Consider the following 21,012-nt stretch of genomic DNA (forward strand, 5'->3'; position numbering starts at 1 on the left):
ATCGTTACTTTATTTCTATTTTTTCCTTTTGATCCTGCTCAAACAAATCCGTCACCGCTCCTTTAGAGGCGCAAGAGACAAGGCGCGCATATTTCGCTAGCACTCCTTTTGCTTTTAACGGCGGTGCTACCCATTCTCGACGTCGGCGTTCTAATTCCTCATCAGAAACATGAACCGTTAATTGCTGTGTCTCGCTATCGACCGTTACGATATCCCCCGTTTTTAACAAAGCAATCGGTCCGCCAACTTGCGCTTCTGGTGCAATATGACCAACGACTAAACCGTGCGTTCCTCCAGAGAAACGTCCGTCCGTTAATAAAGCAACGCTTTCACCTAATCCTTTTCCGACAAGGATCGCAGAGATGGAAAGCATTTCAGGCATTCCTGGACCACCTTTTGGTCCTTCATAGCGAATGACAAGGACATCTCCTGGTTTAATTTCATCATTTAATACTGCATTGGTTGCTTCTTCTTCAGAATCAAACACTTTTGCTGGGCCTGTCAACTTTTTCACTTTCAATCCAGAAACTTTTGCCACCGCTCCGTTTGGCGCAAGATTTCCTTTCAAAATGACAAGCGGACCCGTTTCACGAAGCGGATTCGAAAGCGGATAAATGACTTTTTGACCTTCTTTTAAATCTGGCCATTCGGCTAAATTTTCTGCAACGGTTTTTCCTGTAACCGTCAAACAGTCCCCATGAAGCAATCCTTCGCGAAGAAGCAATTTCATGACCGCTGGTATGCCGCCCGCTTCATGTAAATCTTGCATCACATAACGTCCGCTCGGTTTTAAATCAGCGATGTGCGGCACCTTTTTCTGAATGCGATCAAAATCGTCGATCGTTAAATCCACATCAACCGCATGAGCGATCGCAAGCAAATGCAAAACGGCGTTCGTCGAACCGCCAAGCGCCATCACAACCGTAATCGCATTCTCAAACGCTTTCTTTGTCATGATATCTTTCGGGAAAATTCCTTTTTCTAATAAATGATAAACCGCTTTTCCTGCTTGATAGCAATCTTGCAATTTTAAATCGGTTTCAGCAGGGTTTGAGGAGCTGCCTGGTAAACTCATGCCGAGCGCTTCAATCGCAGAAGCCATCGTATTCGCCGTGTACATTCCGCCGCATGAACCTGCTCCTGGACATGCATGGCATTCAATTTGGTGAAGTTCGTGGCGATCAATATCTCCTTTATTATACTGGCCCACTCCTTCAAAGGCTGAAACGATATCAATATCTTTTCCTTTTAACTTACCTGGTTTAATCGTTCCGCCATATACAAATATAGCCGGAACTTCTGAACGACCGATCGCAATTAAACATCCTGGCATGTTTTTATCGCAACCGCCGATGGCTACAAATGCATCAAGTCTTTCTGCACCGACCACCGTTTCAATGGAGTCCGCAATCACATCGCGGCTTGGAAGTGAATAACGCATGCCTTCCGTCCCCATTGAAATTCCGTCTGAAACGGTAATGGTATTAAAAATAAGCGGTGCTCCCCCCGCATCTTTAATCCCTTGCTTCGCTTGAAGTGCAAGCTGATCAATATGTATATTACATGGTGTTACTTCACTCCATGTGCTCGCTACGCCGATCATCGGCTTTTGGAAATCTTCATCGGTAAAACCGACTGCGCGCAACATAGCCCGATTGGGCGCTCGTTTGACATCATCGCTAATGACTTTGCTTCGGTGCCGCAAATCTTTTCCCATGGTTCATCCCCCTAAAATGGATTTTTCTAAAATAATAGTACGTTTTGTTTGATTTTTCAATCATTTTATAAAATTTTTAAAAAAACCAACAACAAAAAAGGACTGCTTCATCAAAAGCAGCCCTTTATTTTGTTCCCTTCCATTTCGCATCCAATCGCTTTAAAAATACAGTAGCTTGAGCGCGCGTTAAATAATCATTTGCACCGTAATCTTCAAACGTTTTTTTGCCGGTTCGGCCTGTGGATAATCCGTAGTCATACATAAGTTGTACCGCTTTGTGCAAATCGCTTTCACCTTTTAGTAGCGTAGAAAAAATTTGTGCCACTCCTCCTCTTGTGAGAGGTTTATTTTTCATCGCATCGCTATTATACCCATTCAGCGGTACTTTGAAGGTATGAAACACCTCATACATCGGTTGTGCCCAATGTTCCCCTTTGTTTGCTTCCCTTGTCGAAAATTTCATGTATATACATGCAACATGAAGAGTTAACTTCTCAGTCATCCTGCACACCCTAAGCGCTGCAGCACTTCCTCCGGACGTTCGTGGATGTAGTTGACAAACCGAGTAATGGCTTGAATGATATCTTTGCGATCCTTGTGAAATACATTGGCAATCACCGTATCTTTCAGCCATTTCCATAAGCGTTCGATCGGGTTCAGCTGTGGCGAATAGGGAGGAAGGTAAATAAAGTGAAAACACTGCCCTTCTTCCCGCAAAAACTCCTTGACCATTTTGGCATGGTGAATGCGGGCGTTATCCAACACCAAGACCATGAGACGGTCCGGATAGCGCTCTTTGAGCATTCTCAAGAAATCCAAGAACGTCGCGGCATTGGCAGCGGTCGTTTGATGAAGCACCGTTTCGCCATCGTGGATGTTGACCGCGCCAAACAGCGATACGTGGGCATGATGGCCGAACGTCGGCACTTGTTTTTGGCGGCCGACTGCCGACCATGTGGACCGCAAGACATGGTAAGAGCGGATATGTGTTTCATCAAGGTACAACAAGACCGAATCAGGATCCATTAAGTTTTTTTTATGAAGTCGATCTGTTTCGCAAAATTCTTTTGTCGATCCGGATCGCCTTTCGCCAATGTGTAGGTCGGCCGTGTCCACGACAGCCCTTTGCGGTGCAGGAGTTTTCGCAACGCTTCGCGGGAAATGCAAACACCGAAGTGCTTTTCGACATAGGATTGCAGGAGTTTGGTGTTCCACGCCGAAGCGACGTCCCAGCCCAGTTCTACGGGAGTGGTGGTCAACACAAGCTGTTTGATCTCTTCCTGCTGTTCTTCGGTGAGAAACGGCTCCCGCCCGGGGGCGAAATCCCGATGAAGCAAGAGCTCCAGACCGCCTTCGTTGAACAGCGACACATAATGGGAAACGGTTTGTCGGCACACGTTGACCATGGAGGCCACCTCTTTGCCCAAATAGCCTTCCATGACCAGGCGAACCGCCATCACCCGTTGGCGAAGAAGGGTGTTTTTGATTTTCCGTTCCTGTTTGCGAAGTGTCCGAGGTGTCCATCCGTGATCGTTGGTGATTTTGAGACGTTTCATGCAGAATTCCGCTCCTTTTCCATGCTTTTCCTTAGGAGCAGTATAACCGGAGTGGGCACCACTTATACGAAGGTTAACTTTTCAATGAGCATATATATAGTTAAAAATCATCGAAACAAACTGGGCTTCGGTTAAATAATCATTTGGGCGAAATGTGCCATTGGGATATCCTTTAATCGCTTTTTGTTCGTATGCCCATTGAATTTCCGAATAAGCCCAAAATGTTTTTGGAACATCAGAAAAAGGAATGGAATCGGCTTTTGCCTGTCCGATGTTGCTAAAAGAGAACACTAAGAAAATTACAAACATAAACCATTTACGCCAATGCTTCAAAACAGCTCACCCTTCTTTAACTATAGTAATTGCTTTCCATCGAAACATAATAACATAAAAGAAAATGATTCGTTAAGCTGTTTTTCAATTTCTTTCATTCGTTTATTATAAAATGTTCCATCCTACTAAAGTTTACATAATAATATTATTTAATACATCTGATGATTGCACGACGTAAGAAACAAGTTCACGCAAATCTTCAACATGATTTTCATTGACAAGTCGATGAAATTTAACGATCACTTTATTTTCATACACATTTTCACCATAGCGAAAGGAAAGGATTTGTTCAATCGTTCGCTTCTCTCCCCAAATACGATGCAGCTCCTTCCTTATTTTTTCGCATGGGTGTAAATCAGGAAGCGAAAACGAAAAGCTTACTTCTAAAACACATCCTGCCTCTGTTTCATTTTGTGACAATAACTCCGCCGCAAGATGGTTCAATCGCGCATCGAGTGATATACACGCTTCCACTTTTTCATCGTGAAACAGACGAAAGTAAATGCGGTACGTTCGAGATAAGCGAGCCAAATCGATCAAGTCTTCACGGTTCGTCACGACAATTTTTCCGTCCAAATCTAGATCATACACTTCACCTTCTAAAACAGTTTTCAAGTTATCAAAAACCGTTGGATCGAACATTTTCCTTCTTCCTTTCAATTTATAATTGAAGAATTTTCTAAAAATTTTTATAATGGATGTATTTAAATCATGTAGATGGAGGTTGATCAAGTTGCCAATCAATATCCCGCGCAATCTTCCTGCTAAAGAAATATTAGAACAGGAAAATATTTTTGTCATGGATGAAGATCGAGCCTATTCCCAAGACATTCGGCCATTAAATATCGTCATTTTAAATTTGATGCCGCAAAAAGAAAAAGCGGAAACTCAGCTTCTTCGTTTACTCGGAAACTCACCGTTACAAGTAAACGTTACCTTTTTGCGCCCGGAAACCCATGAAGCGAAAACAACCGCGAAACATCATCTCGATCAATTTTACACAACGTTTCAACACGTTAAACATCGCAAATACGACGGCATGATTATTACCGGAGCACCTGTCGAACATTTGCCATTTGAAGAGGTCGACTATTGGGATGAATTAACGGACATTATGAAATGGACAACAACGAATGTCACTTCAACTTTACATATTTGTTGGGGGGCGCAAGCAGGATTATACTACCATTATGGGATCCCGAAATATCCTCTTCCGCAAAAATGTTTTGGAATTTTTGATCATCAGCTTGAACAAAAGCATGTAAAATTAATTCGCGGATTTGATGACATTCATAAAGTTCCTCATTCTCGGCATACAGATGTTCATCGCGAAGATATTGAAGCAGTGAAAGAGTTAACCATTCTTTCTTCTTCCGAGGAAGCAGGCGTCTGTCTGATTGTGTCTAATGATGGGAAACGAGTGTTTCTCACCGGACATCCGGAATATGATGCGACAACATTAAAAGAAGAATACGAACGCGATCTAGCAAAAGGGCTAGACATTCAACTGCCAAAATATTATTTTCCAAATGACGATCCGACCAAACAGCCGTATAACACGTGGCGATCCCACGCTAACTTGCTGTTTGTAAACTGGCTGAATTATTATGTATATCAAGAAACTCCTTATATTTGGGAGTAAGTTGAATATCAACGTTCCGCCTTTCAACGGCGGAACATTTTTATTCGTTGTAAAATATTCAAATTTGAATATAATAATCTGTAATAGTATAATAACACTTATCATCATCGTTATCGTGAGAATGAGAGAGGAGTGAATGAATGATATTAAGCGAACGCCAATTGCGTTTTGTGGTGGCAGGACTTTTATTAGGGATTTTAATGGCAGCAATGGATAATACGATCGTTGCGACAGCGATGGGAACGATCGTTGCCGATTTAGGCGGAATTGATCAATTTGTTTGGGTCACTTCGGCGTATATGGTTGCTGTGATGGCAGGAATGCCGATTTTCGGAAAACTATCCGATATGTATGGCCGAAAACGTTTTTTTATTTTTGGATTAACTGTTTTTTTAATTGGTTCAGCACTTTGCGGGATTGCCCAAAGCATTACACAACTAAGCGTTTATCGAGCCATTCAAGGAATTGGCGGCGGGGCGTTGATGCCCATTGCGTTTACCATTGTGTTTGACGTATTTCCTCCAGAAAAACGAGGAAAGATGACAGGGCTTTTTGGAGCGGTTTTCGGTCTATCGAGCGTATTTGGTCCATTGCTCGGCGCGTACATTACCGATTACATTAGCTGGCATTGGGTGTTTTATGTCAATGTTCCAATCGGTTTATTATCGCTCTTTTTGATTGTCCGTTATTATAAAGAATCCGCTCAACATTCGAAACAAAAAATCGATTGGTTAGGAGCGATTACGCTTGTTGTCTCTGTTGTTAGTTTAATGTTTGCGCTTGAATTGGGAGGAAAAAAATACGAATGGGATTCCACCCCAATCATCAGTTTATTTACCATTTTTGCTCTCTTTTTGATCGCTTTTCTTTACGTGGAGACGAAAGCGGAGGAGCCGATTATTTCGTTTTCTCTATTTAAACGCCGAACGTTTGCCATCGCGCAACTTTTGGCATTTTTATACGGAAGCACGTTCGTTATTTTGACCGTTTTTATCCCTATTTTTGTTCAGGCGATATATGGCGGTTCAGCGAAAAATGCTGGTCTTATTCTTATGCCGATGATGCTCGGCTCTGTTGCTGGAAGTTCCTTTGCTGGAATCTCGCAAACGAAAACGTCTTACCGTAACATTATGTTTATTTCCATTATCATTTATGCGCTTGGGATGTACTTATTAAGTTCCATGACACCTCATACAACGCGGACATTATTAACCTTGTATATGGTTCTCGTCGGATTCGGGGTTGGATTTTCGTTTTCGCTTCTCCCAACCGCATCCGTGCACAATTTGGAACCACGTTTCCGCGGTTCAGCGAACTCAACGAATGCCTTCTTCCGTTCGCTCGGCATGACGCTTGGGATCACGATTTTTGGCTCGATTCAAACAAACGCTTTAACGGAAAAATTAAAAGAGGTGTTAGGAGAAATGGGAGAAGCCTTCTCAACGTTCAATGACCCGCGAGCATTGTTTGAAGCAAGCGCGCGCGCAAAAATTCCTTCTTTCGTCCTTGATAAAGTTGTCGATGCGATGGCATCATCGATTACATATGCCTTTACCCTAGCACTCATTCCAATCGTGATCGCTGCCATTTCCATCACCTTTATGGGCAATGAGCGATTAGAAGTAAAAAAAGCTCAAAAACAAGCGACCCGTTAAGGTGAGAAATCGATGAGTATTAAATTGGTTATTCTTGGATTGTTGATGGAAGGCGATAAACATCCTTACGAAATTCAACAAATTGTCAATGAGCGGCATATGAAGCATTACATTAAACTAGCAATCGGATCTCTTTATTATGCGTTTGAGCAGCTTGAAAAACAAGGGTACGTAGAAGTAACCGATATTATTCGCGATACAAATCGTCCAGATAAAACCGTTTATCGCATTACAGACAAGGGAAAAGAATATTTTGAGCAGCTATTGCTTGAAGAGATGGCGAAACATGAACATGTGCATCGCTCGATTTATGCCGCGTTGTCTTTTGCAGCCTATGCAGATTCACAAAAAATTAACAACGTCCTGCAAAAACGCATCGAGGAGACGAAGGCACTTTTAGAAAAAATGCGTCAGCTATATGAGCGAAAGCGAAAAGAGGAGAATGTCGCCAAACTCAAACTATATATTATGACCGGCGTTATCATGCATCTTGAGACAGAAATTCAATGGTTAGAGCAGTTGCAACAAGCAGCTGCACAAAACAAATGAAATGAGAAAGGGACAGCTTTTTTCCAATAAGCTGTCCTTATTCTTTTTGCAGCATCAATAGCCACATAAATGAAATCGCTTGTTTTAACTCTGTTGAAAGTTGATGGATGATGTGTTCCGTTACCCCTCTTTTATATACGCCTTCTCCATCGATGAACTTAAACCCGTTTTCCGTTGCTAATTGTTGAAATTCCCAAGGCATCATCGTGTTGCAAATGACGGGTTCCCCGTATAAACGCCGGTAGCTATGAACGCGAGGCGCAGCAGTCGGGCCAAGGATCCCCACGCATAAATAGCCTCCTGTTTTTAAGACGCGGTGAATTTCTTTCAACGCTTTAAGCGGATGCTCGGTCCATTCAAGACAGTTAATGGCCATAATCCCTGTAAACGTTTCATCAGGAAAAGGAAGATTCATCACATCGGCTTGTTGAAACTTCAGTCTCTCATTTTCTCCGCGTTTTTTCGCGCAATCAATCATTTCTTTTGCTAAATCAAGACCAATGACCCGATATCCTTCCTTATACAACTTGTACGATCCGTATCCGTCTCCACAGCCAATATCAGCGAGATATCCATCCTTTGGAATATGTTTGGTAAGAAACGGGACAATGGTTTTTCGGCTCCCTCTTTCCCACATTTCTTCGCTATTTCGATGCCAATGCTCCGCCCGCTCATCCCATTGTTTTTCCGCTTCTTTATGCCAATGAAACTTATGCATAAATCTCACCTCTTTTTAAAAGAATAAGAAAAGAACGTTATGTTTAACATTGTAGCAGAAAGGTGAAAAGAACATGACAAAAAAAGTGAACAAAGGAAGCGAAAATCAAAACGCTCCGACACGTGAAGGATTCATCGAAGGGAATATCGGTGACAACAGCAAAGGCCGGAAGCAAAACAAAGGACAAAACAACAAAACAAACGACTGAAAAAGTCGACGCGCTAAAAGCGTCGACTTTTTACAACTTTAATGGCTGTATTGATGTACAACGGTGCAAGATCAGAACGTTGCGGCTCACCGTAAAAACGTTCATTAATTTCAAACTCTGCAGCTACGGTTTCATCTGTTTCAGATAATGACGGACGCTCATCCATAAAAAGCTACCCCCTTTCAGAGATAGCTTTGCCAAAAAAACTTTATGTATGTAAAGCGATATCAGAAACGATCACACCATCCTCATCAACATATACATAAGATCCCGGTTTCCATTCAACATCGCCAAATTGAACGGTCACGTTACGCAATCCTTTTCCTTCTTTCTTGCTTTTTCTTGGGCATGTACCGATCGCGAGCACACCTAAAGGCATTTGCGAAATTTCCTTCGAATCACGAATGCATCCATAAACAATGACCCCTGCGAGTTTCCGATCGCAAGCAATTTGTGCGAGACGATCACCAAGTAACGCACATTGACGTGAACCTTTTCCATCAACAACAAGAACAGTGCCTTCCGCAACGCTTTCCAGCGCTTCGCGGACAAGGACGTTATCTTCAAATACATCGACTGTCGCAATCGGACCAAAAAACGCCCTTTTTCCTCCATAGCTGTAAAACGGAACGGTGCAAACTTGAACCGTTTCCCCGTATTGATCGCATAAATCCGCTGTTTTCATGACAAACTCCCCCATTCCCCTTTTTTCACCACTAGCATAGGTGAATTTTTCTGAAAAGTCAACAAATTTATTGATCCGTTTCGATGACAAACCGAAGTTGATTGTCCCGCCATTGCAGTTTGGCGTCAAATGTTTTGTCTCCTTTTTTAAATCCTTTAATCACGTTCGTTTCTCCTTCTTTTAATAGCTTTTTCATATTCGCCTGTGAAATGGTTTTGCCAAGAATCGTCTTGGAAATGGTAAAACGACAACCGTTTTTGGCATAATGGGAACAACCATAAAAATCTCCTTTATCGACAATAGTTCCGTCACAAAGCGGACAAGAACCGACGCGCGTTCCTGTCGCCTTTTTCTTCCGCCGAATGGATTGGGTATCAAATTTGGAAAAATCCCACTCGTTTGCTCTCATGATCGCATCTTGTACCACTTTTGTTGCCAGCTTTTTCGCCTGTTCAATAAATGTCGCCGCTGAAGCCTTCCCTTCTCCTATTTCGCTTAAACGTTGCTCCCACTTGGCGGTCATTTCCGGCGAAGCTAAAATTTGCTCCCCAATCGCTTCAATAAGCACTTTTCCTTTGTCGGTTGCATATACTTGGTTATTTTTAACGACAATATATTTTCTTTCCTTTAATAATGTAATGATGCTTGCTCGCGTCGCTTCCGTACCAAGCCCTTCTGTCTTTTTTAATATTTTTTCTAGCTCCTCGTTTTCAACGTATTTTCCTGCTGTCTTCATTAACGTAATCAGTTGCCCTTCTGTATAGCGTTTTGGCGGTTCCGTTTTTCCTTCCTTCACGTTTACCGATTGGACCACTCCTGTTTCTCCTTTTCGAACATGAGGAACCTCTTCCTCTTCTTGCTGTGCATGAATAACTTTTCGCCATCCTTCCTCAATTTGTTGCTTACCTTTTGTAACAAACTCAGCGCGTCCATCCACTAATGTAAAAATGGTCGTATAGTCGAAAACAGCGGGAGGATAATGGGCCGCAATTAAACGGCGCGCGACTAAATCATAGATTTTTTGTTCATCCGGCGAAAGTTTGCTCACGTTGGGCACTTGCTCTGTTGGAATGATCGCGTAATGATCCGTTACCTTCTTTTCATTTACATAACGTTTATTATGTAAAATAGATGGAATCGTTTTCGGGATTAGCTCGCGATATTCAGATATTTGCGATAATTTATGCAACACATCCGGAAACGTTTCTGCCTCGCCTTGCGTAACATATTGCGAATCGGAACGAGGATACGATACAAATCCTTTTTGATATAGCTGTTGCAACACATCAAGCGTTTTTTGCGGCGAAAATTTATACCGTTGGTTGGCCGTTGCTTGCAAAGAAGAAAGGTTAAAAAGGAGCGGCGGTAAAAATGTTTTTCGTTCTGTCAAAACATCCTTGACGGTTGCTGTTTTTTCGCGACAAAACGCGGCGATTTTTTCGGCCATCATTTTTTCCTTTACTCGTGTTTCCCCATCTTGATGCCATTTTCCCACATATCGCTTTCCTTCTATATTAAATGTTGCGACCACTTCCCAAAACGGTTCCGAGCGAAATTCAGCAATTTCTTTTTCTCTCTTCACGATAAGAGCCAACGTTGGTGTTTGCACTCTTCCGACGGAAAAAACATCTTTGATTCCTTTTTGCTGCATTAACAAACTATATGCTCTCGAAGCATTCATGCCGACAAGCCAATCCGCGCATGACCGCGCATAAGCCTCTTCGTACAACGGACGCGTTTCTGTTTCATCTAACAAACGCTGAAACCCTTCATAAATCGCCTTTTTTGTCAACGATGAAAGCCAGAGGCGCTTCATCGGCTTTTTTACGCCGCACATCTGAATAATATTGCGAATGATCAACTCCCCTTCTCTTCCGGCATCCCCGGCATGAATAATTTCAGTGACTTCTTTTTTCATTAACAACTGTTTAATCGTTTGAAATTGTTTCGCTTTTCCTCTTTCAACTTCATAGCGAAACGTATCTGGAATGATTGGCAATGTATCAAGCGACCATTTTTTCCATTCCGAACGGTATTTTTCCGGAGGAAGCAATTGAAATAAATGACCGATGGCCCATGTAACATAAGCTCCTTTCGGAAACAGTTCGTTCGGCAATATTTCGACAAATCCGTCATGTTTTTTGATTTGAAATGGGGATGCAATCGTTAAGCCTTGGTCACGCTTTTCAGCAATAATGACTTTCATCACGTTCACCTCAATTTCCAAACTGCATCATGGATCTCATCAATTCTTTGCCGCATCCATTGTTTAAAAAGTAAAGAAACAAAGCTGTAAAACTATAAAAAAGAATCGTCTCTAAAAAACTAGACGTACGGTAGGATAAAAAGAAACGATATCGCTTTCGCTGAAATGGCCATAATAAAGGAACTCCTTGCGTTGAACAATAATCAGCGAGAATGTGAAAACCGTATCCCAAACATAGACCTAACGTAAATAACGAATAATGTTGAGATAGTAAGAAAGCTGCCACGATTATGAAAGCAAGAAGGGAATGGGTAAAACCGCGATGGCCAAATGCTTTTTTCACTTGATTCGAGATCCCAAATGATCGTCTCCCAATGTATGAATTCGGTTCATCGATATCTGGGAGCAAACTTCCAATCATTAATCCTGCCGCATAACTGATTGTAAATGAGACGGGAGTATAGGTTGCAATTCCTGCTCCAAGCGCCAGCGAAGAAACGATATGTGTATGATAGCGCACAAATCCACCTACTTTCCAATGTAATCGCTTTGGTCTGCATAGACTCAAGTTGAGTTTCCGGCATATCTCATCATGAATAGAAGACCGCTTTTCTGCCATAGGCGGCAAGATTTTTCTTGCCCCCCAGCATGCCGATCCCGAACGTAAATGGCAAACAAACTCATTTGTCTGATAACGTTTTCGTTCGAGGAAGTGGCAGAAAAGCTTGTTCATGTCGGAAAATGAAGCTTATCTAATTTACAATGTTTTTTCAAAAAATCGTCACGAAAGATATGTACTTTGTGAAACTATTAGCATTATACTAATATATGATCTAATTTACAAACAAAGCTGGTGAAGGGATATGGCACAAAAACAACCGTCCGAACTGATGATGATGAAAAGTCTAGCATTTTTAGCTGTCGTATTTCAAAGTTCATTCATGTATATCATGAGTCATGGTTCACCCCATCCAGAAGAAGCGATTATGATTGGAATGCTATTTAATTTTGTGAAATTTTCTGCCCCTGTCTTCGTGTTTCTTGCAGGATTTCACATGTTTCAACATAATCAAAAATTGAATTATCGCACTTATATCGCTCATAAAGGGAAAGAACTGATGCTTCCTTATTTATTTTGGTCGATCGTTTATTTAATGATGTTTTCAAATGAAACAAGCATCACTCATCTTGTAAAAGAGTTGATTGTCGGTGACGCAGCACCGCATTTATGGTATGTGGTCATGATTATTCAGTTTCACCTTTTAGCTCCGCTTCTTTTAGCTTTTTGGGCATGGGGTGAAAAAACGATTCGATCACGGGGAAATTTCATCATGATTTTGGCATCTGCCTATGTTTTACTCATTCTTCTTATTTCTAACTATGTGTTAACAACATCGCCTATCCATTATATTGATCGCAGCTTTCTCTCCTATTCATTTTACTTTTTCTTAGGAGGAATCGCTGCAAAAACATTGCCAAAATGGCGGAATTTTGTTATGAAATCGATTCCAATCAATACGTTTGTTTTTCTAGCGTTGTTTACGTTAGTTGGTTACGAGTTGCTTTCGTTTAAAAACATTTTCTCGATCGATTTAAAAGCATCCACTTATTTAAAACCTTCAATGGTTTTATACGTTACATCAGAAATTTTGTTATTATACGGTTTGGCGATGACAATTGTCCAAATGAAGTCACCATTATATAAAATTTTACGTTTTATTAATCGATATACGTATGGAGCATATTTAAGCCATTTATTCTTCTTGTATTTGTTAGCAGCGGTTATTCCGAAGTCTACTCTTTCAATTGTACAAAGTTTTCTTCTTTTCATCGCAACAACGGTCGTGTCAATCGGATGCAGTTACATTGTGCATTCGCTGCCGATTAGCAAGTTTGTCATCGGATTAGAACAAGAACAAAGATGGTCTCCTCAGCTCGTTTTACTTAAAAATAAAAAAGGTGTCCCAAGATAAGAAAGTTGGGACACCTTTCGTTTTTAATTTTTTTACCAATTTCATGGCAAACACGATTTCAAATCTACTTCGATCAACGAGGCGTCTTCGCATAGTATTGAGCTAACTCGACAATCATCGCTCCCATTCGTTCATGCTGCGGAGCGATGACACGATCAATTCCCTCTTCATGTAAAGCCTCTGCAGTTACTTTTCCAACAGCCACCGCTAAAACGTAATCTGAAAAAGCTTGTTGCACAAGCGACAAATTTCCATGCTCTTTTACAAATGAGAAGAAAAAGCGAACTTGAATAGCTGCTGTAAAGCAAACTGCATCCACTTTTCTTTCGACAATTTCTTCGTATAGCTGCTCCATCACATGACGATCCGGTTCGACATGACGATATGGAAGAACTTCATGAGAGATTGCTCCCTTATTCAATAAAAACTGTTTTAATGTCGGAGCGGTATCGCCATACAATTGCACAATCACTCGTTTTCCTTGCCAATCAACATGTTCAAGCGCGCGCACAAGACCTTTTGTCGTTCCATCATCCGCATACACATCAGCACTCAATCCATTTTTTCGTAACACATTCATCGTTTTATAGCCACGTACAGCTATTTTTGCTTTATGTATTCGTTCAAGCAAACGATCTTTTAATCCTAATTGCGAAGCTTTCTCGAGTAATGCTTCTGTCCCAATTCCCGTCGTAAAAATGAACCAATCTGCTCCTTCTTCAACCAATCGATTTAAGTCTGCTTCTAATTCCTTTTCTGCTAAAAAAGCAGTTCCTTGCGCAGGACGAGAGAGCGGAATTCCCCCTTGCTTTTCAATTAACAAGCTCATTTCTTCAATTTTTCGTGAGGCACATAAAACGATTTTCTTATTGGCTAATGCTTTTTCCATTCGTATTCCCCCTTTCCTTTTATTCTTCATCATAACAAAAAGAAGTGAAAAAATATATCGAAAAATAAAAAAATTGTTGAACTTTGGCGTTTTATAGAACAAAACATCGAATGATTACATATTAACAAGTCTTTTTATGCTGTTTTAAAATAGGACTTGAGCTAATTCAGAAAATTTAAAAAGATAGGGGAGAAAATTTCAAATCATGTCCGATGCCAGCAAAGAAGTTTTGTTGAACTTGTTTTTCGTATTATCAGCTTTACTCGTTGTCCCCATTTTGCTTGAAGAAAGAAAAGTTTCGAGGCGTTCTAAAACGGTACTAACAACTATAGCGACTGCTTTATCGATTATTCTATGCATGACATTTCCTGTAAGAATCAACAACGAGTTTATTTATGATTTACGTCAAATCCCTATTTGGATTGGAGGATTGTACGGCGGTCCCCTTTCAGCTTTTTTTCTTTGTATCGTTACAATTACGTATCGAATGACGTTAGGTGGAACAGCTGGGATTATCGTCACAACCATTGTCTCGATCTTTCAAGCATTCATCTGCATATTTTTTTCAAAAAAATTTAAATATTTATCATCACCGAAACAACGGATCTTTTGGGTCACAACACTTTCTACTTTTTCTGCTTCATTAACGATTTTGATCGGTGGATACTGGTTACGTTACGAAGAGAAAATAGGTGATATGGTTGTCACTTATTTACCTGCGCAACCACTGGGAGCCTTTCTTGCTTCATACATAACGGAATCGCTACGAAGAAATGCTGAACTCCGTCAACGAGTGATTCGCGCAGAAAAAATGGAAGTTGTTGGCCATTTAGCTGCTTCCATTTCTCATGAAATACGGAATCCGCTCACTGTTTCACGCGGCTTTATGCAGCTGTTAGCGCAAAGCAAAGATACATCAGAGAAAAATAAACAATATATCCAAATTGCGATCGAAGAGCTTGACCGCGCTGAAGCGATCATTACGGACTATTTAACATTTGCCAAACCAGCTCCAGAACGTGAAGAAAAACTGAACGTAAAAACAGAAATCGAGCGAGTGATTGACGTTTTACGTCCCCTTGCCAACATGAGCAGTGTTGAAATTCAAACCACCCTTGTTCCATTCGCAATTAAAGGAGAACGGCAAAAATTTCAACAGTGTTTACTAAATGTAATGAAAAATGCAATTGAAGCCATGCCGAATGGCGGAACGCTTTATGTAAACGTATCGATTGAAAAAGACTATGTTTCCATCCACATCGCCGATACGGGAGTCGGCATGACAAAAGAGCAAATTGAACGGCTTGGTGAACCCTATTTCACGACAAAAGGAGCAAAAGGAACAGGTCTTGGCATGATGGTTGTTTATCGAATTATCGAAACGATGAACGGGATCATCTCTGTTCATAGCGAGGTTGACAAAGGCACAGATGTATATATTTACCTTCCTTCTTTTTATGCAGATCAAATGGACAAAGCTATCATCCAAAACAAAAGAGCGTTGATTATTTAGACGGGGCTTTCTGTTGGTCTCGTTTTTTCTTATTTTTTATTGATTATTTAGAACATAGTTTAATAAAACAAACACTCTGATCAATTAGACCAGAGTGTTTTTTCCTTATAGTTGTAGTTGCTTCGCAAAATCACGGCCAAACTTCTCACACAATTCTTTATCCTCATCCGTTGGCGTCAATTCTACTTTCAAGCCTTCTAAAACCACTTCCGCACCGCGTTCTTGCAACTTTTCAATTAAAATATCGACAGCGGCGCCGTACTTTTCATAGCTTGAATCACACGAACCGAATACGGCTGCTTTTTTACCTGTTAAATCAACTTCATCTAATTCATCGTAAAAATCTAAAAAGTCGTCTGGAAGTTCTCCATCACCCCACGTATAAGCGCCAAGCAAGATTCCGTCATATTGCTCGAGTTCAGCGGCTGTTGCATCGAGCACTTCTTTTACTTCAAGCTCAATTCCTTGCTGACGTACTCCTTCAGCAATCGCTTCAGCCATCTCCTCTGTATTTCCTGTCATACTTGTAAATACCATGATTGCTTTTGCCATTTAAATCCCCCTACACAAAAAATGATAATCATTATCACCAATTTCTATATTAAATGATAATGATTATCTTTGTCAAATGAATTATATAAAAAAGCGATCCCATGAAGAGATCGCTTCAACGATTATCCTTTGCTTTGCTGAACGCTTGGCAGCGACTTTGTTTGTGACCTTATCATCAGCGACTGAATGATTGAAAAACATCCGCCAATTACCCAATATAATGAAAGAGCTGATGGAACAGACGAAGCTCCTATAAAAATCATAACTGGCATCATGTAAGACATGATCATCGTCTGTGGTGATTTTTCACCCGTTGTCGAAGGAGAAAGGCGCAACGAAATGTACGTCGTCAACGCCGCCACAATCGGCAAAATGAAGTATGGATCTTGATGGCCGAGTTGAACCCATAAGAACGAATGTCGTTTAATTTCTTCCGTTCGTGAAATCGCGTAATAAAGCGCCATAAAAATCGGCATCTGCAATAACACTGGAAAACAACCGCTTAACGGGTTAATTCCATGTTTTTGATAGAGTGCCATCATTTCTTGCTGCAGTTTTTGCTGCTCCTGCACACTACCGTTTTTATACTTCTTTTGCAATTTTTCGATTTCAGGACGGAGCGCTTGCATTTTCATCGTTGTTTTATATTGTTTTAACATGAATGGCAAAAGCGCAAAACGAACGATGAGCGTCAATGTGATGATGGCTAACCCATAGTTGTCGTGAAACAAATGCCCTAAAACTAAAAGAAGCTTCGACATTGGGTAAACGAAATAATGATCCCAAACTCCTTGACTATTTTCCGTAATCGGTTGACGACTGCTGCATCCACTTAAGAAAAGAACCAACAGGAAAAAGATAGAAAAAATTCGTTTCAATATAATTCCTCCTTGTTTTTTCATTTTCGCACGATGAAAAAACAAGGAAGGACCTTCCTTCTTCCTCACCCTCCTGCCCGTGATCGTGAACAGGGATTTTTCGTACATGATAGACTAATAGAGAAAAAGGACGTGGCACATACATCCTTTCATTGCAATGAGAAGGACGTTCAATCATCAAAGAGAGCAACGGCAATTTTCGCTTTTGTCGTTGAATATGGAATTTAACCGAAATCAAAAATGCGCTAAATAACGATACATATAGCCATAATTCAATTGGCGTTTCCATCTTTTTTTTCCTTTCGTCAATAACTAGCTACGTTGATTATACCATCACTGATTATACCATCAAAATGAAAAAAGCGCGATGAATATTCACCGCGCCCTCCTATTCTTCTTTTACTTCTTTTTTCCACAACCCAACCATTACCGCTGTAACAATCGAACCGATTAAAATCGCAAGCACATATAATAATGGATTTCCCTTTACGATTGGGATGACGAAAATTCCTCCGTGCGGTGCAGGTAAGCCGATGCCAAACATCATCGTAAGCGCTCCAGCGATCGCGGATCCAACGATAATCGATGGAATGACGCGACCTGGGTCTGCCGCCGCAAATGGAATCGCACCTTCTGTAATAAACGAAGCTCCCATAATGTAGCACGTTTTTCCTGCTTCTCGTTCCGCTTTTGTAAATTTATTTTTAAAGAATGTAGTCGCAAGTGCTAAACCTAATGGCGGCACCATTCCTCCAGCCATAATCGCGGCATGCGGCGCATAATTTCCTGCATCAATCATCGCAATTCCGAATGTAAATGCTGCTTTGTTAATTGGACCTCCCATATCAACCGCCATCATTCCACCAAGAATGAGACCAAGTAAAACAAGATTTCCCGTTCCCATATTTTCAAGCCATGTTTTCATGCCATCATTTAACGCTTTCACAGGGTCAATGACGACGTACATCATGATCAGTCCAGTAACCAAAATACCAAATAACGGATAGAGTAGTACCGGTTTAATTCCTTCAAGCGATTGCGGCAGACGGCTAAACAACTTTTTCAACCCAACGACTAAATACCCTGCAAGAAAACCAGCAATTAATCCGCCTAAAAATCCTGCTCCACCGTTTGCGGCCATAAATCCACCGACCATTCCAGGCGCAAAACCAGGACGATCAGCAATGCTCATCGCGATAAATCCTGCTAATACCGGAATCATGAGAGCAAACGCACTGCCACCGCCGATATCCATGAGCGCTTTCGCCACTGGATGGAAGGACGGATCGTTCGGATCAAACGCTTTAATACCGAAGATGAATGAGATCGCAATTAAAATACCGCCACCAACGACAAACGGTAGCATATTGGATACGCCATTCATCAAATGTTTATAAAATCCTTTTCTCTCCCCACTGCTTCCTGTATATGTCTTCGCTTCCGATCCGCTTCCTTGATAAATGGGCGCATCTTGTTTTAACGCTTGCTCAATAAGTTGTTCTGGCTTGCGGATTGCATGAGCAACCGGAACTTGAATAACATGTTTTCCTTTGAACCGTTCCATTTCCACTTGCTTATCTGCTGCTACGATAATCGCCACTGCTTCCTCAATGTCTTCTTTCGTTAGTTCGTTTTTCACTCCGCTTGAACCATTGGTCTCTACTTTAATGTCGACATTCATTTCTTTTGCTTTTGCCTTCAATGCATCCGCTGCCATATACGTATGAGCAATTCCTGTTGGACAAGCCGTTACCGCCAATATTTTTTTCTTGGCAGGTGAAGCAGCTGTTTCTTCTCTCATGAGTTCCGCTTCTTTCTTCTCAATCGCTTGAATCACTTCTTCTTTTGTTGAAGCGTTTTCAATTTTTGCGCGGAACGATGCATCCATCAAAAGCGTCGACAAGCGAGATAACGCTTCCAAATGCGTGTTGTTTGCCCCTTCAGGAGCCGCAATCATAAAGAAAAGGTGGCTTGGTTTTCCGTCTAACGCTTCATAATCAACGCCTTCTTGTGAACGTCCGAAAGCGACAGCTGGAACGCGCACCGCTTTCGTTTTCGCATGGGGAATGGCAATTCCTTCCCCGATGCCCGTTGTACTTTGCGCTTCGCGAGCGAAAATTGCTTGTTTAAACATTTGTTTGTCATTCAACTTTCCAGCTCGATCTAATACATCCGCAAGCTCGTCAATCACTTCTTCTTTTGTTTTTGCTTTTAAATGAAGAACAATCGTTTCTTCTTTTAATAAATCGGTAATTTTCATGCGAAATCCCCCATTCGCGTAATCGTTATTTCATTTAACAATTGTTCAACTTTTACCTTCGTGCACAAATCTTCAGAAAAAGCGGTCGCACTTCCTGCTGCGACACTGTAACGGAACGCCTCTTCAAGCGATTTTCCGTTTACATATGCCGCTAAAAACCCTGCAACCATGGAGTCTCCTGCTCCAACTGAATTTTTCACAACTCCTTTAGGAACCGTTGCGAACAATGTCATATCTTTATGAAAGAAAAATGCTCCATCCCCTGCTAACGATACGATTACATGCTCAACGCCATCTTCAATCAATTTTTTTCCGTAAGTGATGATCTCCTCGTGTGAACGGATCGTTGTTTCGAATAGTTCACCGAGTTCAAATTGGTTTGGTTTGACCAAAAACGGTTTGTTCGCAATCGCTTGTTTAAGCGCATCACCGCTTGTATCAACAACGACATGCACACCTTTTTTCTTCGCTGTTTCCATCATCGTTATATAAAAGTGCGCTGGTAAAGATGGCGGCAGGCTTCCCGCTAAAACAAGAAAATCTCCTTCCTGCAAACGCTCAATTCGATCGATCAGTTGTTGTTGATCTTTATCAGAAACCAATGGTCCTTGCCCATTAATTTCTGTTTCGATTGACGCCTTTAGCTTAATGTTAATTCGTGTATCGCCATCGACTTCAACAAAATCGCAATGAATTTGTTCCTTTTTTAAAGCATCGGTGATGAAGTTTCCTGTAAATCCACCGATGAAACCAAATGCGGTATTATCAACGCCTAAACGTTTTAATACGCGCGATACATTAATGCCCTTTCCTCCTGGAAAGAAAGCTGTCTTCGTTGCCCGATTTAGTTCCCCGAAGTGAAAATCGGTCAGTTCGACAACGTAATCAACGGAAGGATTTAATGTACATGTGTAAATCATTTTTTCACGACCTCTACTGTTGTTTTTGCTTCGTACAATGCTAGCAATTCTTCATCTATTTCATCAATGATGATCGTTGCTTCTTGTAAATCAGCAATTTTTGCGAATGTGCTTTCATTTAATTTTGAATGATCTGCTAGAATGAAAGCTTGACGTGAAAGCTTCATAGCTGTTTGTTTAATCAGCGCTTCCTCAGGATCAGGGGTTGTATATCCGTAATCAATATGAATCCCGTTCACGCCGATGAAACATTTATCAAAACTATAGCTTTCCAATGATGCCAACGCCCCACGACCGATGAGCGCTTTTGTTTTCTTTTTAATCAATCCACCGACTAAATAAGTGGGAATATCTTTTTCTAATAATGCTTCTAAATGCGTAATTCCGTTTGTCACAACAACAATATCTTTTGCTTCGATATATGGAATCATCTGCAATGTTGTCGTTCCTGCATCCAAATAAATACAGTCACCATCACGGATCAAACTAGCCGCATACTTTCCAACTAGTTGCTTTTCTTGAATGTTTTTTGTCGATTTTTCAAAAACGCTCAACTCTTCGCGCTTTTGATGAAGCAGTGCTGCTCCACCATGCACTCGCTTTAGTTTTTTTTCTTTCTCTAATTGACTTAAATCACGGCGAATGGTCGATTCAGAGGAATTAGTCGCTTCCACTAACTCTTGCAGTTTAACAACTTCTTTTTCCTCTAACAGCTGTAAAATAATCCGATGTCGCTCTGGTGTTAACAAACATTCACC

At 41.1% G+C, this 21,012-nt stretch carries 23 protein-coding genes; 6 read left to right on the forward strand and 17 right to left on the reverse strand.

Annotated features, from left to right (window positions below):
* Positions 1-4 precede the first annotated feature (4 nt).
* The 6 genes from ilvD to EDD69_RS10105 all read right to left on the reverse strand — a co-directional run bounded on the left by ilvD (position 5) and on the right by EDD69_RS10105 (position 4,248).
* Positions 5-1,717 (reverse strand): dihydroxy-acid dehydratase, encoded by a 1,713-nt coding sequence (ilvD, locus tag EDD69_RS10080; RefSeq protein ID WP_132948833.1) that lies wholly within the window; start codon positions 1,715-1,717, stop codon positions 5-7.
* Between the two features lie 124 nt (positions 1,718-1,841).
* Entirely contained in the window at positions 1,842-2,219 is a 378-nt protein-coding gene (locus EDD69_RS10085) for a hypothetical protein (protein ID WP_132948834.1), read from the reverse strand.
* A complete protein-coding gene (locus EDD69_RS15685; RefSeq protein ID WP_132948835.1) occupies positions 2,216-2,743 on the reverse strand; it encodes an IS630 family transposase in 528 nt (175 codons plus the stop codon). Before EDD69_RS15685 ends, EDD69_RS10085 begins: the two co-directional genes overlap by 4 nt.
* Positions 2,743-3,273, reverse strand: coding sequence for an IS630 family transposase (locus EDD69_RS15690; protein WP_132948836.1), 531 nt, complete (start codon positions 3,271-3,273; stop codon positions 2,743-2,745). The genes EDD69_RS15685 and EDD69_RS15690 overlap by 1 nt, the downstream gene beginning before the upstream one ends.
* An 81-nt stretch (positions 3,274-3,354) precedes the next feature.
* The gene (locus tag EDD69_RS10100) at positions 3,355-3,606 is read right to left on the reverse strand and encodes an S-layer homology domain-containing protein (protein WP_243643096.1); all 252 of its coding nucleotides are present in this window, start codon (positions 3,604-3,606) and stop codon (positions 3,355-3,357) included.
* A 132-nt stretch (positions 3,607-3,738) separates the two neighbouring features.
* On the reverse strand, positions 3,739-4,248 hold the full coding sequence (locus EDD69_RS10105; RefSeq protein WP_132948837.1) for a hypothetical protein: 510 nt from the start codon (positions 4,246-4,248) through the stop codon (positions 3,739-3,741).
* A gap of 91 nt (positions 4,249-4,339) precedes the next feature.
* Between EDD69_RS10105 and metA the strand changes: the two genes are divergently transcribed.
* The 3 genes from metA (at position 4,340) to EDD69_RS10120 (ending at position 7,452) form a co-directional block, all read left to right on the forward strand.
* On the forward strand, positions 4,340-5,248 hold the full coding sequence (gene metA, locus EDD69_RS10110; RefSeq protein WP_132948838.1) for a homoserine O-acetyltransferase MetA: 909 nt from the start codon (positions 4,340-4,342) through the stop codon (positions 5,246-5,248).
* 140 nt (positions 5,249-5,388) lie between these two features.
* The gene (locus EDD69_RS10115; RefSeq protein WP_132948839.1) at positions 5,389-6,903 is read left to right on the forward strand and encodes an MDR family MFS transporter; all 1,515 of its coding nucleotides are present in this window, start codon (positions 5,389-5,391) and stop codon (positions 6,901-6,903) included.
* A 12-nt stretch (positions 6,904-6,915) separates the two neighbouring features.
* A complete protein-coding gene (locus EDD69_RS10120) occupies positions 6,916-7,452 on the forward strand; it encodes a PadR family transcriptional regulator (protein WP_132948840.1) in 537 nt (178 codons plus the stop codon).
* Positions 7,453-7,489: 37 nt separating this feature from the next.
* Here the strand turns inward: EDD69_RS10120 and EDD69_RS10125 are convergent, their stop codons facing one another.
* On the reverse strand, positions 7,490-8,170 hold the full coding sequence (locus EDD69_RS10125) for a class I SAM-dependent methyltransferase (protein WP_132948841.1): 681 nt from the start codon (positions 8,168-8,170) through the stop codon (positions 7,490-7,492).
* A 73-nt stretch (positions 8,171-8,243) separates the two neighbouring features.
* Between EDD69_RS10125 and EDD69_RS15695 the strand changes: the two genes are divergently transcribed.
* Complete coding sequence (locus EDD69_RS15695; protein WP_279388143.1) at positions 8,244-8,378, forward strand: hypothetical protein; 135 nt, start codon at positions 8,244-8,246, stop codon at positions 8,376-8,378.
* Between the two features lie 13 nt (positions 8,379-8,391).
* On the opposite strand, the gene EDD69_RS15380 is transcribed toward EDD69_RS15695, so the two are convergent.
* The 4 genes from EDD69_RS15380 to EDD69_RS10140 form a co-directional block, all read right to left on the reverse strand.
* Positions 8,392-8,544, reverse strand: a complete 153-nt coding sequence (locus EDD69_RS15380) for a hypothetical protein (protein WP_165871770.1) — start codon at positions 8,542-8,544, stop codon at positions 8,392-8,394.
* A gap of 42 nt (positions 8,545-8,586) precedes the next feature.
* Positions 8,587-9,063: a ribonuclease E activity regulator RraA gene (rraA, locus tag EDD69_RS10130; protein ID WP_132948842.1), complete on the reverse strand. Its 477-nt coding sequence runs from the start codon at positions 9,061-9,063 to the stop codon at positions 8,587-8,589.
* Positions 9,064-9,130: 67 nt separating this feature from the next.
* Positions 9,131-11,269, reverse strand: a complete 2,139-nt coding sequence (locus tag EDD69_RS10135) for a DNA topoisomerase III (RefSeq protein WP_132948843.1) — start codon at positions 11,267-11,269, stop codon at positions 9,131-9,133.
* A 10-nt stretch (positions 11,270-11,279) separates the two neighbouring features.
* Complete coding sequence (locus EDD69_RS10140) at positions 11,280-11,789, reverse strand: metal-dependent hydrolase (RefSeq protein ID WP_132948844.1); 510 nt, start codon at positions 11,787-11,789, stop codon at positions 11,280-11,282.
* A 343-nt stretch (positions 11,790-12,132) separates the two neighbouring features.
* Here EDD69_RS10140 and EDD69_RS10145 point away from each other — a divergent pair, with 343 nt between their 5' ends.
* Complete coding sequence (locus tag EDD69_RS10145; protein WP_132948845.1) at positions 12,133-13,242, forward strand: acyltransferase; 1,110 nt, start codon at positions 12,133-12,135, stop codon at positions 13,240-13,242.
* Positions 13,243-13,315: 73 nt separating this feature from the next.
* On the opposite strand, the gene EDD69_RS10150 is transcribed toward EDD69_RS10145, so the two are convergent.
* The gene (locus EDD69_RS10150) at positions 13,316-14,131 is read right to left on the reverse strand and encodes a uroporphyrinogen-III synthase (protein WP_132948846.1); all 816 of its coding nucleotides are present in this window, start codon (positions 14,129-14,131) and stop codon (positions 13,316-13,318) included.
* Between the two features lie 205 nt (positions 14,132-14,336).
* Here EDD69_RS10150 and EDD69_RS10155 point away from each other — a divergent pair, with 205 nt between their 5' ends.
* On the forward strand, positions 14,337-15,644 hold the full coding sequence (locus tag EDD69_RS10155) for an ATP-binding protein (protein WP_132948847.1): 1,308 nt from the start codon (positions 14,337-14,339) through the stop codon (positions 15,642-15,644).
* Between the two features lie 105 nt (positions 15,645-15,749).
* On the opposite strand, the gene EDD69_RS10160 is transcribed toward EDD69_RS10155, so the two are convergent.
* From EDD69_RS10160 to EDD69_RS10180, 5 genes are all read right to left on the reverse strand, one after another.
* Positions 15,750-16,196: a flavodoxin gene (locus EDD69_RS10160; RefSeq protein ID WP_132948848.1), complete on the reverse strand. Its 447-nt coding sequence runs from the start codon at positions 16,194-16,196 to the stop codon at positions 15,750-15,752.
* Between the two features lie 122 nt (positions 16,197-16,318).
* Positions 16,319-17,098 carry a membrane protein insertase YidC gene (yidC, locus tag EDD69_RS10165; RefSeq protein WP_132948897.1) on the reverse strand — a complete coding sequence of 260 codons (780 nt, stop codon included), beginning with the start codon at positions 17,096-17,098 and terminating at the stop codon, positions 16,319-16,321.
* Between the two features lie 364 nt (positions 17,099-17,462).
* Positions 17,463-19,334: a PTS fructose transporter subunit IIABC gene (locus EDD69_RS10170; RefSeq protein ID WP_132948849.1), complete on the reverse strand. Its 1,872-nt coding sequence runs from the start codon at positions 19,332-19,334 to the stop codon at positions 17,463-17,465.
* Positions 19,331-20,254 (reverse strand): 1-phosphofructokinase, encoded by a 924-nt coding sequence (gene pfkB, locus EDD69_RS10175; protein WP_132948850.1) that lies wholly within the window; start codon positions 20,252-20,254, stop codon positions 19,331-19,333. The genes EDD69_RS10170 and pfkB overlap by 4 nt, the downstream gene beginning before the upstream one ends.
* Entirely contained in the window at positions 20,251-21,003 is a 753-nt protein-coding gene (locus EDD69_RS10180) for a DeoR/GlpR family DNA-binding transcription regulator (RefSeq protein WP_132948851.1), read from the reverse strand. Before EDD69_RS10180 ends, pfkB begins: the two co-directional genes overlap by 4 nt.
* Positions 21,004-21,012: the final 9 nt, after the last annotated feature.

This window comes from Thermolongibacillus altinsuensis (genome assembly GCF_004341205.1).
GTDB lineage: Bacteria > Bacillota > Bacilli > Bacillales > Anoxybacillaceae > Thermolongibacillus > Thermolongibacillus altinsuensis.

Bases quoted from the DNA above. Each gene is read 5' to 3' on its own strand.
- EDD69_RS10170 (WP_132948849.1), bottom strand. From the start codon at position 19,334: ATGAAAATTACCGATTTATTAAAAGAAGAAACGATTGTTCTTCATTTA.
- yidC (WP_132948897.1), bottom strand. From the start codon at position 17,098: ATGAAAAAACAAGGAGGAATTATATTGAAACGAATTTTTTCTATCTTT.
- EDD69_RS10105 (WP_132948837.1), bottom strand. From the start codon at position 4,248: ATGTTCGATCCAACGGTTTTTGATAACTTGAAAACTGTTTTAGAAGGT.
- ilvD (WP_132948833.1), bottom strand. From the start codon at position 1,717: ATGGGAAAAGATTTGCGGCACCGAAGCAAAGTCATTAGCGATGATGTC.
- EDD69_RS15690 (WP_132948836.1), bottom strand. From the start codon at position 3,273: ATGAAACGTCTCAAAATCACCAACGATCACGGATGGACACCTCGGACA.
- EDD69_RS10155 (WP_132948847.1), top strand. From the start codon at position 14,337: ATGTCCGATGCCAGCAAAGAAGTTTTGTTGAACTTGTTTTTCGTATTA.
- EDD69_RS10085 (WP_132948834.1), bottom strand. From the start codon at position 2,219: ATGACTGAGAAGTTAACTCTTCATGTTGCATGTATATACATGAAATTT.
- EDD69_RS10145 (WP_132948845.1), top strand. From the start codon at position 12,133: ATGGCACAAAAACAACCGTCCGAACTGATGATGATGAAAAGTCTAGCA.
- EDD69_RS10135 (WP_132948843.1), bottom strand. From the start codon at position 11,269: ATGAAAGTCATTATTGCTGAAAAGCGTGACCAAGGCTTAACGATTGCA.
- EDD69_RS10120 (WP_132948840.1), top strand. From the start codon at position 6,916: ATGAGTATTAAATTGGTTATTCTTGGATTGTTGATGGAAGGCGATAAA.
- EDD69_RS10150 (WP_132948846.1), bottom strand. From the start codon at position 14,131: ATGGAAAAAGCATTAGCCAATAAGAAAATCGTTTTATGTGCCTCACGA.
- rraA (WP_132948842.1), bottom strand. From the start codon at position 9,063: ATGAAAACAGCGGATTTATGCGATCAATACGGGGAAACGGTTCAAGTT.
- EDD69_RS15685 (WP_132948835.1), bottom strand. From the start codon at position 2,743: ATGGATCCTGATTCGGTCTTGTTGTACCTTGATGAAACACATATCCGC.
- EDD69_RS10160 (WP_132948848.1), bottom strand. From the start codon at position 16,196: ATGGCAAAAGCAATCATGGTATTTACAAGTATGACAGGAAATACAGAG.
- EDD69_RS15380 (WP_165871770.1), bottom strand. From the start codon at position 8,544: ATGGATGAGCGTCCGTCATTATCTGAAACAGATGAAACCGTAGCTGCA.
- EDD69_RS10125 (WP_132948841.1), bottom strand. From the start codon at position 8,170: ATGCATAAGTTTCATTGGCATAAAGAAGCGGAAAAACAATGGGATGAG.
- pfkB (WP_132948850.1), bottom strand. From the start codon at position 20,254: ATGATTTACACATGTACATTAAATCCTTCCGTTGATTACGTTGTCGAA.
- EDD69_RS15695 (WP_279388143.1), top strand. From the start codon at position 8,244: ATGACAAAAAAAGTGAACAAAGGAAGCGAAAATCAAAACGCTCCGACA.
- EDD69_RS10115 (WP_132948839.1), top strand. From the start codon at position 5,389: ATGATATTAAGCGAACGCCAATTGCGTTTTGTGGTGGCAGGACTTTTA.